Origin of the sequence: Mesorhizobium carmichaelinearum (genome assembly GCF_900199455.1) — a bacterium.
Lineage (GTDB): Bacteria > Pseudomonadota > Alphaproteobacteria > Rhizobiales > Rhizobiaceae > Mesorhizobium > Mesorhizobium carmichaelinearum.
The window spans coordinates 232,589-247,351 of record NZ_FZQR01000006.1 but is presented as its reverse complement, the minus strand read 5'-3'; the positions used below and the strand labels follow the sequence as shown (position 1 = coordinate 247,351).

At 62.6% G+C, this 14,763-nt stretch carries 13 protein-coding genes; 3 read left to right on the top strand and 10 right to left on the bottom strand.

Features of this window, described 5'->3' with window-relative positions; genetic code table 11:
* Window positions 1-36: 36 nt before the first annotated feature.
* The 4 genes from CKW40_RS16270 to CKW40_RS16255 are packed head-to-tail and all read right to left on the bottom strand — an operon-like array spanning window position 37 to window position 4,122.
* Window positions 37-1,005 (bottom strand): glycosyltransferase family 2 protein, encoded by a 969-nt coding sequence (locus tag CKW40_RS16270; RefSeq protein WP_095200898.1) that lies wholly within the window; start codon window positions 1,003-1,005, stop codon window positions 37-39.
* Window positions 995-1,945 carry a glycosyltransferase family 2 protein gene (locus CKW40_RS16265; protein ID WP_095200897.1) on the bottom strand — a complete coding sequence of 317 codons (951 nt, stop codon included), beginning with the start codon at window positions 1,943-1,945 and terminating at the stop codon, window positions 995-997. Before CKW40_RS16265 ends, CKW40_RS16270 begins: the two co-directional genes overlap by 11 nt.
* On the bottom strand, window positions 1,945-2,934 hold the full coding sequence (locus tag CKW40_RS16260; protein ID WP_095200896.1) for a glycosyltransferase family 2 protein: 990 nt from the start codon (window positions 2,932-2,934) through the stop codon (window positions 1,945-1,947). The genes CKW40_RS16265 and CKW40_RS16260 overlap by 1 nt, the downstream gene beginning before the upstream one ends.
* A gap of 15 nt (window positions 2,935-2,949) precedes the next feature.
* Window positions 2,950-4,122 (bottom strand): glycosyl transferase family 1, encoded by a 1,173-nt coding sequence (locus tag CKW40_RS16255; protein WP_095200895.1) that lies wholly within the window; start codon window positions 4,120-4,122, stop codon window positions 2,950-2,952.
* A gap of 188 nt (window positions 4,123-4,310) precedes the next feature.
* Between CKW40_RS16255 and CKW40_RS16250 the strand changes: the two genes are divergently transcribed.
* From CKW40_RS16250 to CKW40_RS16240, 3 genes are all read left to right on the top strand, one after another.
* Window positions 4,311-5,807 (top strand): lipopolysaccharide biosynthesis protein, encoded by a 1,497-nt coding sequence (locus tag CKW40_RS16250; RefSeq protein WP_095200894.1) that lies wholly within the window; start codon window positions 4,311-4,313, stop codon window positions 5,805-5,807.
* 53 nt (window positions 5,808-5,860) lie between these two features.
* A complete protein-coding gene (locus tag CKW40_RS16245; RefSeq protein WP_095200893.1) occupies window positions 5,861-6,883 on the top strand; it encodes a phosphoribosyltransferase family protein in 1,023 nt (340 codons plus the stop codon).
* A 567-nt stretch (window positions 6,884-7,450) separates the two neighbouring features.
* Window positions 7,451-8,572: an alpha/beta hydrolase gene (locus CKW40_RS16240; RefSeq protein ID WP_095200892.1), complete on the top strand. Its 1,122-nt coding sequence runs from the start codon at window positions 7,451-7,453 to the stop codon at window positions 8,570-8,572.
* Window positions 8,573-8,677: 105 nt separating this feature from the next.
* Here CKW40_RS16240 and CKW40_RS16235 read toward each other — a convergent pair whose 3' ends face one another.
* The 6 genes from CKW40_RS16235 to CKW40_RS16210 all read right to left on the bottom strand — a co-directional run bounded on the left by CKW40_RS16235 (window position 8,678) and on the right by CKW40_RS16210 (window position 14,614).
* On the bottom strand, window positions 8,678-9,757 hold the full coding sequence (locus CKW40_RS16235) for a glycosyltransferase (RefSeq protein ID WP_095200891.1): 1,080 nt from the start codon (window positions 9,755-9,757) through the stop codon (window positions 8,678-8,680).
* Between the two features lie 60 nt (window positions 9,758-9,817).
* Window positions 9,818-10,267 (bottom strand): hypothetical protein, encoded by a 450-nt coding sequence (locus CKW40_RS16230; RefSeq protein WP_095200890.1) that lies wholly within the window; start codon window positions 10,265-10,267, stop codon window positions 9,818-9,820.
* A 13-nt stretch (window positions 10,268-10,280) separates the two neighbouring features.
* The gene (locus CKW40_RS16225) at window positions 10,281-11,726 is read right to left on the bottom strand and encodes a GMC oxidoreductase (protein ID WP_095201044.1); all 1,446 of its coding nucleotides are present in this window, start codon (window positions 11,724-11,726) and stop codon (window positions 10,281-10,283) included.
* A 67-nt stretch (window positions 11,727-11,793) separates the two neighbouring features.
* Entirely contained in the window at window positions 11,794-13,125 is a 1,332-nt protein-coding gene (locus CKW40_RS16220; protein WP_095200889.1) for a UDP-glucose dehydrogenase family protein, read from the bottom strand.
* A gap of 49 nt (window positions 13,126-13,174) precedes the next feature.
* Window positions 13,175-14,056: an endo-1,3-1,4-beta-glycanase ExoK gene (exoK, locus tag CKW40_RS16215; protein ID WP_095200888.1), complete on the bottom strand. Its 882-nt coding sequence runs from the start codon at window positions 14,054-14,056 to the stop codon at window positions 13,175-13,177.
* Window positions 14,057-14,212: 156 nt separating this feature from the next.
* Window positions 14,213-14,614 (bottom strand): hypothetical protein, encoded by a 402-nt coding sequence (locus CKW40_RS16210; RefSeq protein WP_095200887.1) that lies wholly within the window; start codon window positions 14,612-14,614, stop codon window positions 14,213-14,215.
* Between the last annotated feature and the right edge of the window lie 149 nt (window positions 14,615-14,763).

Below are 14,763 nucleotides of genomic sequence, written 5' to 3'. Positions count from 1 at the left end.
ACAGGCCACGAAAAATCCCTCCATGTGCCTGCATCTTCACCTCCCCGCCCCCACGGCAAACTGTGCCGCTACTCGTCGCAACCGCACGGCGATCGGCATCCCCATATGCCTGACCGCCGCCGGGTCGCTGAGCGCCGTCCGGATCGCCTTGAGCGGGGACCGCGCCTTGATGTGCTGAACCATCGCCAGGAAGGAAGCCGCCTTGCGCAGGCTGCGGCCGCGCCGGGCGAAAGCCGCCTGGGCCGCCTCGTCCATCCGATGGGTTTGAGCGAATACCGCATCCGCCTTGCGCATGGCTTCGACATGATGAAGCTCGAGCACACGCGAGATGGAGCCGCTGCGAATATGATAGGCGTAGCCGATTTCCGGCTCGACCACGCATCGGCCGCCCTTGGCCAGAGCCTCAGCAAACAGGATATAGTCCTCGCCGATCCTCAGTTTCTCGTCATAGCGAAGCCGGTTCTCGTCCAGGAACCGGCGCTGGAAGATCGGCTTGAGGTAGCCGAGGTTGAACTTCGATTCGAAGACGATGTTGCCGGCGATGTAGGTGGCCAGCGAAATCTCGCGCAGGCCTTCCAGATACTGCCGAGGGAACATCGCATCCTCGACCACACCGTCCTCGCGAATAACCTGGAGATTGTCGACGGCGATCTGGGCATCGGCTTTTTCGGCGCGGTCGATCATGGCGGCGAGACGGCCGGGAAAGATGGCGTCGTCGGAATCGAGAACCGCGATCCACCTGCCGCGGGCGACGTCGAGCCCGGCATTTCGAGCGCCGCCGGGACCGCGATTGTTGGCAAGGGCGACGACGCGCACGATGTCCCCGGGATAGGCCTGCGCCACATCGAGCGTGGCATCGCGCGACTGGTCGTCGACGACGATGATCTCGACGCTGACATCCTTCTGCGCAATGGCGCTGGCGATCGCCCTGTCGAGCGTCGCCTCGGCATTGTAGGCCGCGATCACAATAGAAACGTCGGGGACGAAGGAAATATCAGGCTGCACGCTTGCCTCCTTCCCCAGGTGAGGATTGGCCGTAGAGGCGGATTTCGCGGACGCCGACAAGGCCGCTGACGACGCCGACATGCATGATGCCGCGTAGCACGCTGCGGTTCCTGCGCACCGGGCTGGCGACGACGGGAAGTGCCGCGGCGAAACAAAAGGCGGCCTTTGCGGAGGCTAGGCCAACTTGCTTGATCAGCCCGATGCCACGCGCGCTGCTGCCTAAGAGGTGACCATGCGTCTGACCGACGCGAAAACGGCGGCGGCCGAGCCAGTCGAATGCCGCTCTTGAGCGCGGCACCACCTCGTCCACCCAGGCGTCTTGAGCGAAGGCGATGCGGCCGCCGGCCTTGACCATCTGATCGAAGAACTCGGTGTCCTCGCCGCCGGTCTGGCCGCGCGCCAGGCTGAAGCGACGGCCGCGCAGGCTGTCCGACCCCATGCGCAGCAGCACGTTGCAGGTGTAGCCGGTGCGGATCTCGCCGCGTACCCAGACCGGCAAGGTCGAGTGAAAATCGCCGCGCCGCATCCATTCCGGCGCATCCGGGCGGTAAAGCGCCCGCACCGGGCCGAGCACGGCTGTTGCACCACTGTCTTCGGCCGTCGCCACCAGTTCGGCCAGCCAACGGGCGGAGGCAGTCTCGTCGTCATCGATGAAGGCGAGGAAATCCGCCTCGCTGGCATCGAGGCAAGCATTGCGGGCGACCGAGATGTTGCGCGCCGGGGCATGCCGATAGCGGACCGGCAATTTCAAGTCCTGCGACAGCGCCGTCACCAGCGCCTGGGCGCTCGGCGTGTCGTCATTGTCGGCAACGATGACGCTGATATCGAAGCCCTCAGGCATCTCCATGGCGGCGAGCGAGCGCAGCGTGTCGGCCAGTTCCGGCCGGCGGAACGTGCACACGCCGATGTCGATGCTGCGGTTCTTGGCCTGAACCGCCATCACGCCACCCCGCGTCGCGCGCCGAGGCCGAGAAGCTGCAGCCAGAAGCCGACGGACCAGCCGAAATGCATGACCATGGCGGAGACGCCGGCCAGCGCGATATCGGCATTGCGCTGGCGAATGGCCGCCACCAGGCCGTAGCCCAGGCACACCGCAGCCCAGATCAGCAGCGGCACCGCCGCGATCCAGTGCACGAAGGAGAAGGCCGCCAGCAGAACCACCGGGAAGACCGCCAGCGGCACCATCTGCCGGACCTTCGGGATGACGCGGTGCTTCAGCACATTCTTGGCACGGCCGCGGCCATAGCCGAGATACTGGAAATAGAGACCCTTGAGCGAGGCGCGCGGGTAATAGACCATCTGCGTCTTGCCGCTCATCCAGATCTTGTAGCCGGCCTGCCGCAGCCGGTAGTCGAGCTCGGCATCCTCATTGTGACTGAAGGTCTCGTCATAGCCGCCGACAGCGCCGAAGGCCGATATCCGCATCAGCGCGTGATGGCCGTGGTCGACCCATTCTCCGGCGGAGAGGTGGCGATGCTTGGAGCCACCTGTGCCGAGTTTCGAATTCTGCGCCGCCGCAACCGATTTCTGCACGGTGCCGCTGCCACTGGTCAGCATGGAAACGACGACCGAATCGGCTGATGTGGCCAGCGCTTCCTCAAGCAGGCGGTCGCAGTAGTCGTCGGGATAGCCGCCATGCGCGTCGATGCGGATGAGGTACTCCGCGCCTTCACCGAACGTGCCGACGGCGAGATTGATCGCCGCGCTCTGGATGCGCCGCTTGTTGTGAAGCAGGATAACGCGCGGGTCCTTCGCGGCGATCTGCTCGACAATGGCCAGCGTGCCGTCGGTGCTGCCGCCATCGGCAACGACGATCCGGGCGCCAAGCCTTACTGCCGCCGGGCAGAGCTGGCCGAGCAGCGCACCGATATGGGCTGCCTCGTTCAGGCAGGGGATCACGATCAGGCTGGAGGGAAGCGCTTGCGTCATCGGGCGATGTTCATCCTATGCCAAAGCTTCAGCCGCGAGGGGTTCGCGCACGGTGGTCAGGCGGCGCAGTTTTTCGACCAGTGCGCTGCAGTCGCTGCGATCGTAGCTCCACGTCCTCGGATTGCGAGCAAGCACGCGCGCTTTCAGCTTGCCGAAGCGATGCTCCTCCATCTTGCCGAGTGCTGTTTCGATCGCGTCAGGCGTCGCCTTGGGCAACAGGATGCCGATGTCCTGCTGGCTGAGGAACCGTCCCGTTTCCGTATGGCCCATCGAGATCGGCACCGCGCCGAAGCGGCAGCCTTCATAGAGGCGGTTGGGCAGCAGCCATTCCGAATTCTGTCCCTCTTCGAAGAAATCGATCGCCCAGGAGAAATGGACGTCCTGGTAGATCGCCGCCATGTCCTCCGGGTTACGGTAGGGTCCGCGAAACGACAAATAGGGTTCGGCATCGACGAAGGCATGGAAATCCGGGAATTCGGAGAGCGCCGGACGACCGCGCAGCACCACTTCGAAACGTCCATCCATACGGTGGGTGAAATCGGCCAGCAGCTTGAGCGAGCGCCGGCAGCGCAGCGCTCCGAACCAGCCGATCCGCCATGGCGGGGCGACAGGCGCTGCCACCGCCTCACGCTCGCCGGGTAAGATCGCCGCTGCCTCGAAATATTTGTTCTCGACCAGTTCGACGGGGGCGGCGACCTGGCGGAAGGGCTTGAAATAATTGGCGATGAAGGCGGGCGAACTGGTCACCAGCAGCTTCACGTCGCGCGCCAGATGGCGCTCGGTGGCGCGCAGTGCCTTGCCCAGCATGTCGTCGCGAAGCACCAGGCGGTGGATGTCGAGGCATTCATAGACGATCGGCACCGTAGCGCCGAAAGCCGACCTGGCGCGACGCGCCAGCGCCAGCATTTCCAGATTGCGCGCGATGATGAGATCGGGCCGCGGCGCGCCCTTCAGCTTCGAGCCTATCGAAACCGCCGCTTTCGCCACCGCCGTCAGGCGCTGGGCGAATCGGCCATCACGCGTTGCGCCAAGGTCGATCGGCTGCAATCCTTCAATATCGGCAATCGGGGTCGCGGTGCGGCGGAAGCCCGCCAGGGTAACCCGGGCGCCGCCTGTCCTGAGCATTGTGATCCGTCGGCGAACCGCCGGATCGGAGACATCGTGCACCAGGTACAAGACATGCAGCATGAAAACTCGACCGCTGTTTGACCCCACCCAAAGGGATGCTAGTACAGCTCTTGCTGCATCGCAACATTTTTGGCGCGGTTATGGACATTTTCTGTTGCACTGCAAAATTATTGCCGTAGTTTGGGGATGGCGGCGGTCGTGGATTTTCAAGGTGTCGGAAATCCGCGCAAAAATCAGGAATCCTGAATTTGGAAGCCAACCCATTCGATCCGCCAGAAGGCTCGCTGCGCAAATCGGTCGGGCGCGGCGCGGTGGTGACCGCTATGTCGCAATCAGTGCGGGTCGCGACGCAGATCATATCCGTCATCGTGCTGTCGCGGCTGTTGTCGCCGCAGGATTTCGGCGTGGTGGCGATGTGCGCGCCGGTGCTGGCCTTCATCGCACTGTTCCAGGATTTCGGCCTGACCCAGGCGACGATCCAGAAATCGGGCATAAGGCATGAGGAGGTGAACTACCTCTTCTGGATCAATGTCGCCGTCAGCGCCATCCTGGCCTGCGTGCTTGCAGGTGCAGCACCGCTGGTCGCTGCCTTCTACGGCGAGCCGCGCGTGGCGGGGCTGGTCGCCGCCTTCGGGCTGCAGATCATGGCCTATGGGCTCGGCGCCCAGCATCTGGCGCTTTTGACGCGGCGCATGCAGTTCGGCCGCCTGGCGGTCATCGATGTCGCTAGTGCCGTTGCAGGGCTGACTGTCTCGATCGCCTGGACTTTCATCGACCGTTCCTACTGGGCGCTGTTTGCCGGCACGTTGACCGGTGCCGTTCTGCCGACGCTGTGCTACTGGGCAAGCTCGCGCTGGCGTCCCGGTCTGCCGCGCAAGGTCGCGGGCATCGGCGAACTGATCAATTTCGGCGCCGGCATCACCGGCTTTAACTTCGCCAATTTCTTCGCCCGCAACCTCGACAATGTGCTGATCGGCAAATATTGGGGCGAGCAGCAACTCGGCCTCTACGACCGCGCCTACAAGCTGCTTCTGTTCCCGCTCAGCCAGATCACCAATCCGCTGTCGAAGGTCATGGTGCCGGCGCTGTCCAGGCTGAAGGACGAGCCGGACCGCTACCGCAGCGCCTATCTGCGCGTGATGCCGCTGATCCTTTTGGTGGCGCTGCCCGGCGTCGCCTTCGCCACCGCCATGTCGGATGTGCTGATCCCCTTCGTGCTCGGCGAGCAGTGGCGCGCAAGCGCCGCGATCTTCCTGGCGCTCGGCTTTGCCGGGCTGCTGCAACCGCTCAACAACCCAGCGGGCTGGCTTTTCGTCAGCCAGGGCCGCTCCGGCGACTTCATGCGCTGGGGCATCATCACCGCGGTGACCTCGGTGCTCGCCTTCGCGATTGGCCTGCCCTATGGCGCGCTCGGCGTGGCGATCGCCTACGCGGTCAGCGAATATCTGCGCACGCCGTTCCTGTGGCTCTATGTCGGCAAAAGCGGACCGCTGCAGGCCAGCCATGTGCTGCGCGCCGCAACGCCGTTCGTGCTCGGCGCCCATCTGGCGCTGGCGGCGGTCTGGCTGATCAAGCCGATGCTGCCGCAACAGCACGTCCTCGCCTTGGCCAGCGGCGCCATTCTTGCCTACCTCATTACCATCGTCGTCGCGCTGGCCTTCGCATCCGGCCGCGAGGCCTTGCGCGAGGCCCTGAAAATGCTGCCGGCAAGACAGCCGGCGGCAACGCCGCGCGAGGCACAATAATTTCGGCGCCTTTGCCGGCTACCCAATATCCACACGAACATCAGGTCTGATTCATGCACTACCGATCGATCTCCGACATGAACGACACGATCGTCGGCAACCTTCGCCGGCTGCCGCGCGACATCGACCTGGTGGTCGGCGTTCCCAGAAGCGGCGTGCTGGCGGCGACGCTGGTCAGCCTTGCGGCGAACATTCCGATGACCGACCTGGACTCCTTCCTGGAAGGCCGGGTCTACACGTCAGGCATCACCAAGCGCCGCGCCGCACTCGACCGCAAGGTCTCCGACATGCGCAAGGTGCTGGTCATCGACGACAGCATCGCCGGCGGCAATGCCATGCGCGATGCCCGCGCCCGTATCGCGGCTGCCGGCTTCGAGGGCGATTTCACCTATGCCGCGGTGTTCGGCCTGGAGCCGAAGCACCCGGAAACCGACCTCGTCTTCGAAGTGGTCCTGCATCCGCGCATGTTCCAGTGGAATTTCATGCACCACAAATTCCTGGCGCAATGCTGCGTCGACATCGATGGCGTGTTGTGCCTCGATCCGACCGAAGCGGAAAACGACGACGGTCCGGCCTATGAGAAATTCCTCAGCGAAGCGCGGCCGCTTCATGCCCCGACCCACAGGATCGGCTGGCTGGTCACCAGCCGGCTGGAGAAATACCGCGCGCTGACCGAGGCGTGGCTGGCCAAGCACGAGATCAAATACGACCAGCTGATCATGCTCGACCTGCCGAGCATGGCCGAGCGCCGGCGGCTTGGCGCGCATGGCAGTTTCAAGGCCGATTTCTACCGCAAATCCAACGCCATCCTGTTCATCGAGAGCGAGTACGCGCAGGCGCTGAAGATCACGGAGCTGTCGGGCAAGCCGGTGCTGTGCGTCGAAACGCACATCGTCAGCTTTCCCGATGCGTTGTCGCTGCCGGCGCTCGGCCAGGCGGCGCGCAACCTGCCGGCCAGGCTGCGGCAGGTCAACTCGCAGGAAGGCCGCAAGGGCGCCGCCAAGGCCTTAGCCCGCGCCCTGCTGGGCGCCCGCGGCTACGAGACGCTGAAAAGCCGGGTCAAGCGCCCGGCCTGACCCCGAACGCTATTTGTCCTGATGCGATGCTCCGACGCAATTGTTCAGCGGTCGGGCTCCGATGCCAATCGCACATTGGCACTGCCGGTCCATGCCCCGGGGGATCAAGCCGATAGTCGAAGTATCAGCGCGCGGCTTCCAGCCATTCGACCAAGCGCTTTATCGGTCGGCACTAGTAACCTCGCCTTGAATCGATCCGATACGCCCTGTGACGAAGAAGTGAACGACATTTAACGGCTCTCACCCCTCGAAGTCTTGAGCAAATGCTTTGGATGTGCTGATGTTGCAAGTGGCCTTGCAGCAACGGGGAAGCAGTGCCAGAAAACCCTGACATGGCGTAGCGAATCCGCTCGCTCAAACGCGGGTTGTGATTGTTGGCGCTGGATTAGACACGCTGACGTTAATGTTCTTCAGGTGTCTCGGTTTGCTCGGTGTCGAAGGACATGGGGGCGACAGCGAGTGTCTATTGGAGATTATCGACTCGATGAAACGCCTGCCGACGTCGTCGATAAACTTCCGCGCATCGATCCAGTTTGACGTTTGTACTGATGTAATTGGGGGGCAGCCATGAGGATCAAGGTCTATTTCGCCACAAATCGGCAGCCGTTTACCGAGCCGGGCGGCAGTCGTATCGTCGACTTCGGATCCGAGCTCGGACCTGTAGGCGGGCTTAACGTTCGCTACGGCAGTGCCGACGTCGACGTCGATCTCCAGGCGCGAACCAACGTGATCGTCCCCGGCTCTCTTCAGGTCGCCGATGAACAGCTGATCTTCGCCAAAGGCGACACGCCCCAGCTGGGAAGCAACACGATATTCGACGCGCTGAGGAATGACATGGTGGCTTCGAAACGGCCGACCATCGCCTTCATTCACGGGTTCAGCAACAGCTTTTTCGATGCGATCGAACGCGGCGGTTGGATCTCGGCCTTCTATGGCCTCAATGCCAATATGTTCGTGTTCACCTGGCCCTCGATCGCCTCGCCGCTTGGGGTTCCCCTGCCTTACAACGATTACACACATGATCGAGGGACTGCTTCCGCATCAGGTCCATCCGTCGCCCGAACGATCCGGCGGTTGCACGACTATGTCGACTCCTTGCCGGAGGAGTTGCGCTGCCAGCAAAGCATCCATCTGCTCTGCCACAGCATGGGAAACTATGTGCTCCGGAACGCGCTTCAGGCCCTTCTCAGACTGCCCGACCCGGTGGTGGCGAAGCAGACCGGAGAGTCGGTCTCGGCAATGGTGCCGCTTGGCCAGAATAACCCCAACCCTGCGGTTCTGAGGCGGACCTTCGACAAGATCGTGCTGGCCGCCGCCGATGAGGACGCCGACGCCTTCGATGACCCCGCAAAGTTGAAGTTCCTGCCACGGATTGGTCAGTCGGTCTCCGTCTACCATTCTTCAAAAGACTGGGTTCTCAACACACTGAGCGCCGGGACAAAATTCAACGGGCCGCGGCTGGGCAGTGATGGCCCGGACAATATGGCGACCATCAGCGACAAAGTGACTGCCATCGACTGTTCCGACGTGACGTCCTTCGCCAAGGATCCGGAACAGCATCAGTACTACCGGATTTTCCCTGTCGTCCGGGACGACATCGTTCAGGTGCTGAGGGGCGTACTCCAGAACAAGGTCACGAACAGGACCGCCGTGTCGCAGGGACGATACCGGATCAAGAAACCAAAGTGAGCCGTCAAACGACCTCTGCGCTCCACGCGGCGTTGAAGTTGGCTGATAAGGACTCCACAATCGACCCCGCGCCCGGTCCTGCAGACGCCTGACCTGTCCGCAACGTCAGGCCGCCTGGCGCGCGCGTTGCTGCACCGCCCTGTCCAGTATCGAGAAGAAGGTGACGAACTGGCGGTCGGGATCGAGCTCCGGGCGCGCCGCAAAGCCGCGCGCGAGGCTTGAAACCCGCTCGTATTCCTTTTTGTCGTTCCACAGCTGCCTGACGGCCGCGACCCAGTCGATGAGTGGCGCGTCGTAGTCGAGCACCGCGCCGCCGGGGCCGATCGCTTCGGGCAGGCCGCCGCGCCGCGAGCCGATGACCGGAATACCGCTGCAATGGGCCTCTGACGCCACACGGCCCCAGGCCTCCTCCCATTTCGAGGGCGCAAGCAGGATTCTGGTGCGGCCATAGACTGTCTTCATGTCGTTGGTGCGGCTCTCCAGCGTGACATTGCCGAGTGGCCTGATCGTCTCTTCGATGCGCGCGCGATGGTCGTCCTCCAGCTTCCAGCTTTCGACGAACAGGAACGGAATTTCCGGGCAGGCGTCGGCAATGCGCACCGCCAGCTCAAAACCCTTTTCCTCATAGGGGTTGATCAGGGTGACGAACTGACCCGTGGTCGGCGTGCTGTACTGCGTCGGGTTGATGGTCGGCGGGATCACCGTCGCCTCGATGCCGAATTCCCTGCTGTAGGTGCGCGCAGTGAATTCGGAATTGGCGATGTAAAGCGCGGAGCGCAACTCGCGCAGATCGCCGCCCAGTTCATGGAACTCGACATTCCTGAGATAGACGACCAGTGGCACACCCTCGGCCTCCAACGCTTTGCCAAGCGGAACCGACTTGTGGCACTGGACCACCGCGACGTCAGGCTTCTGTCTCCTGACGGCAAACCCTGCTGCTTCCCAGGGAAACCATGTCCTGATCACCGGATAACCGGGAACGCTGTCGACGACCGCGGGTTGCCGCAAGAGTTTCATCTTGGCACGCGCCTTGAGGCCGAACATGCCGTCGCCGAACAGAGCGGCGAGCACCGACGCTTCATGGCCATGTTCGATCAGCTGCTGCGCCAGATGATGAGTGCTGGACTGGACGCCGCCGCCGAACTCTGGCGGGTAGCCGTTGCCGCTGGCAAAGAGGACTTTCATGAACCGGATCCTTGTCGCATTCTGATATTCTGGCTCGTCTGATCAGCGGCCACTTGCGCCTCACGCGCTCTGTGGCGGGTCAAGCGTCGCGAACGGGTTGGTGCAGGAGTGCCATCCAGTGAACCGGATCGGATCGTCGGGTGAACTGCGCCAGGCGTAGTCCGTCAGCATATGAAACTCCGCAATGACCCAGCGGTCGAACTGTAAGAGATCTTCCCGCTTCTGCTGGGGCAGGAGGCGACGCGCCGCGCCCAATTTGAGCTCCTCCACCAGCGTGACGGCATCGCTCAATTTCTCGCTTGGAAAGACCCACGGATTCCGGTTGCGGAACTCCAGCACGAACTGCTGCAGATGCTCGATTCGCATGTTCAGCCTGCCGAGATATTTTTCCAGCGTGACGCGGACCAGATCCTCGTCCGAAAACGAGGAGACGGCCGCATAGGCAACGCCCGTCGAGGCAACACCGCCTGCCAGGATGGCCAGTGCCGAGCGCCGTGTGACTTCGATCATCGGCCCGCTCCTCTCACGCGATCCGGCTCGCCGCCCGAAGCGACAAAGCTGCCGCAGTCAGGCTTGGGTTGGCGCAGGAGCAGCTCGGATAGGTGCTGGTGCCGACGACAACCAGGTTTCTCAACCGGTGATGGATCATGTTGCTGTCGATCACCGAATCGGCCGGGCCAGTGCCCATCCTCAGCGTACCCTGGACATGCGATTCCGTTGGCCGGATGCCGCGGTCGAAGAGCCGTTCGACCGGCAGCGGTGCAAGCAGCCCCGGCAATTTATCCAGCGCCCGGGCCATGCCCTTGACCGCATAGTCCGACGGTGCCTTGAAGGAGACGAAGGCATTGTCGTCGTCGTCGAGGGTGACGAAATTCTCGTGATCGAGCAGGTTTTCGGTGACCACGACCAGCGGCAGCGTCTGGCGCAACCGCCCCTTCTCGGCGCGCATCCCGTGCTGCCAGCGGTTTTCGAAATAAACCAGTGCCGCCGCATGCTCGGACCGGTGCGGACCATCATAGAGGCCGAAATTCAGGCCGGTGGTGATGGTGCTGCCGTCGAAATTGTCGACGCCGTCGAGATAGACCTCGAAATTCCAGCCATAGGATTCGTGCAGGCCGCGCCCGACGAATTCATCTCCCAGGCCGGATCGCAGCATGATCGCGGCGCTCTGGATGGCATTGGCGCCGAGGATGAAGAGATCGCCGCTGACCTGATATTCCTTGCCGTCATGGACGAAGGTGACCGAACGGACCGTGCCGCCGACATGGTCGAGCCTGCGCACTTCCGCACCAAGGCAGACCGAAACGTCGGGATGCTCGAAGACATGCATCAAGCCGTTGTTGACGGTGAATTTGGCGTCGGCCGGACACAGCCAGCAGCGCAGATTGGCACAGCACGAGCTGCGCTGCGCGGTCGGCACGCGGGCGCGCGCGGTCGGCATGACGAAATGCTGGTCGGGCTGGGCCGCCTTCATCATCTTGTCCGGCGTCGACATGCGATGCGGCGGTTGCGGAAACGGTTTCGAACGCGGCAGCATCGCCGCCATGTCGGGATCACCCGAGATCGACATGATCTCTTCGGCATCGCAGTAGAAAGGCTCGACATCGTCATAGCTGATCGGCCAGTCATTGCCGATGCCGTAGGTGCTTTTCAGCCTGAAGTCGTTGGGGTGGAACCGAGGCGTCTGCGCGAACCAGCAGTTCGTGCCGCCGCCAAGCCCGATTGTGTAATTCCACGGCTTGTCGGCATTGTCGGTCTTGTAGGTCGTTTCGTCATCGATGTCGGTGTTGGCGTTCTGGCCGAGCTGCCACTCATGCGTGTTGTGCCGGCCCCATTCCAAGACCAGGATGCGCGCCTTACGCCGCTTGGCAAATTCGTGCAGGAAGAAGGCCGAACCGAAACCGGAACCGATCGCGACAACATCGAAATGATCCCTGGTGATTTGCTCGGGCTTTACGTCCAGCACCATCAGCCACAACTCCTTTCCGCGCCGGGCGTGCCCGCAAGATTGAGCCTCCGGCTCTCCGCAACTGGTCTCATGCCGCCATTCTGCCGATCGAGTGATATTCGATGCCGTGGCGCGCCACGACCTTGGGGTCATAGAGGTTGCGGCCGTCGAAGATGACCGGCGTGGTCAGCGCATCCTTCAGCGCGTCGAAGGACGGGGCTCGAAAACTCTTCCATTCGGTGGCGATGAGCAGCGCATCGGCGCCGCGCAGGGCCGCTTCCTTGGTGCCGCACAGCATCAGGTCGTCGCGCAGGCCATAGATGGCCTGGCATTCCTGCATCGCCTCGGGATCATAGGCCTGCACGGTGGCGCCGGCCTTCCACAGCGCTTCCATCAGGACACGCGCCGGCGCCTCGCGCATGTCGTCGGTGTTGGGCTTGAAGGCCAGGCCCCAGAGCGCGAAGGTCTTGCCCTTGAGACTGCCCTTGAAATAGCGGTTCACCTTGTCGAACAGCACGGATTTCTGGTCGTTGTTGCGCTCCTCGACGGCGCGCAGCAGCTTGGCGTCGAATTTGACGCCTTCTGCGGTCTTGATCAGGGCGCGGACGTCCTTGGGGAAGCATGAGCCGCCATAGCCGAGACCCGGATAGATGAAGTGGTAGCCGATGCGCGGATCGCTGCCGATGCCCTTGCGCACCTCCTCGATGTCGGCGCCGAGCTGCTCGGCCAGATTGGCCATCTCGTTCATGAAGCTGATCTTGGTCGCCAGCATGCAGTTGGCGGCATATTTCGTGAATTCGGCGCTGCGCACGTCCATCACGATCATCTTTTCGTGGTTGCGGTTGAAGGGCGCGTAGAGCTCCCGCATCACCGCCTCGGTCCCCTCGCTCGAGGTGCCGACGATGATGCGGTCCGGCTTCATGCAGTCGGCGACGGCCGAGCCTTCCTTGAGGAATTCCGGGTTGGAGGCGACGTCGAAGCTGAGGTCCTCGCGGCCTCTCTTCTTCAGCGTCTCGGCGATCCTGGCCTTCACCTTTTCGCAAGTGCCGACCGGCACGGTCGACTTGCCGACGACGATCTTGGCCGTGTCCATTTCGAGGCCGATGGTCTCGGCGACCGCCAGCACGTATTTGAGGTCGGCCGAACCGTCCTCGCCGGGCGGCGTGCCGACCGCGATCATCTGGATTTCACCGTGCCTGACGGCGGCCGCCGCATCGGTGGTGAATTTGATGCGGCCGGCGGCGTGATTTTCCCTGACGATGCTTTCGAGGCCTGGCTCGAAGATCGGGACGAAGCCCTGGTTGAGGCGCTCCACCTTGTTTTCGTCGATGTCGACGCAAACAACCTGGTGGCCAACCTCGGCAAGCACCGCCGCCTGCACGAGGCCGACATAGCCAATTCCAAACACCGTCAAGTTCATTCGGTTTCATTCCTGTTCATGGCCGCGAACCGTTTTTGCTCCGGCCGGTTCAATTCGTCTTTCCCAACTCTTTTACGCTGCATACGAGCGATTCCGGAAACTGGCATGGATCACCGAGCGCGGTGAAGGCGACGCGTTCGACCTGCAGCGAAAGCTTGCGGCCCGGATCCGCGAACGCGCCCATCCAGCCTTTCATGGTATCGCTGCCCCAAAGGCTGAAGAAGATCTTCTGCGCATGGCTGGGCAGCTTCGCCGGATCGGTGATGGTGTTCACCAACTGGCCGTTGACGTACCAGCGCAAACTGTCCTTCTCCCAGACGAAGGCGTAGTCGTTGAAGCCCTTGTCGGTGCCACCCGGCACCTCGATCAGCTTCTCGTTCTTGCCCTTGCCGGCGATATAGGCGTTGACCTGCACCTTGGAGGTGTCCTTGGTCAGGATCTCGAAGTCGATCTCGTCCCAGGGCTGCTTGTCTGACGGCCCGATATAGGTGAAGAAGGCCGCATTGAGGCCGGAGCCGGTGTCGGTCTTCAGCCGCGCCTCGTAGGTGCCGTAGCCGAAGCGCTGCTTGGTCTGGATCTCGCCGCAGGCGAATTCGCGATCCTTCAGCTTCTGCTTTTCGAAGCCAAGCGACAGCACGCCGTCGGAAAGCGCGACCAGTCCCTTCGACCAGGTGCAATTCTGATGACTGCCGTTGTTCCAGCCGTCGGAAACATACCAGCGCGAGCGATCGAAGCTCTTGAAATCATCGACGAAAGAGGGGGCGGACTGGACATCCTGCGCATGGGCGGGAGCCGCAGAGAGGCTGCCGAGAGCAGCCAGCAACAACCCGCCGATCAAACCCAATCGCCTCAGGTCGGCTTGCCGTGTCTCATACGCGAAGGACGTTGCGTCAATTGCTGTCGTTGACGTGGTTTTCGGATCCGAATTCATACCAAACTTACCTTTGTGCTGTGCGTCCCCAACCCAAAGTCGACGTTTGAACCGCTTCCAAACGGGCCAACCTTGGCCTTCTCCTTTGACCCTCCCGAATTCCCTCTCTTGTCTGCATCATAGCTTTGAAGCTTGCATCATGCCTTTGAAGTAGCGTCACGCCCGGCCGGCGCCCGCGGGCCGCGCGAAATCGACCGTGGTAGCCGAATCGGACGCCCCACCCTCGTCGAAGACCAAATCCAGCGAATGGCGGAGTTCCTTCATCATGCCGTTCTGGCGCGACAGCGCCGCGATGCGGCGCTCGCAATTCAGGATCGATTCCGTCAGCGCACTGACCTCGGATGAGCGCCTGTCGGAAGCAGAGCCGTTTTCCATGGCTTCGACGAGAAAGGCCGCGTTGGTCGCCGTCTTGCGGTAGCGGCTCTCCAGACCGGTTTTCTCGGCTTCGATCTCGGCGGCAATCTGCTCGAACAGCTTCGCCAGCCGGTCGAAGCGTGCAACGTCGGCCTGCCGGTCGCGGGCCGGATCCCTTGATCTGAAGCCGAATATCGAGGCCATGAGCTTAAATTCCTGTCATCGCCGGCTTGCATGCCGGCCACCTGGCCGATCCCCGCAAGCGGGGCTGAAAAACGCGTACCGCATCGTCCAACTCCCCTGACGAGGAGAGACTCGGACCAATCCGATCGGGGGCCAGTTCGGTTGGTCGT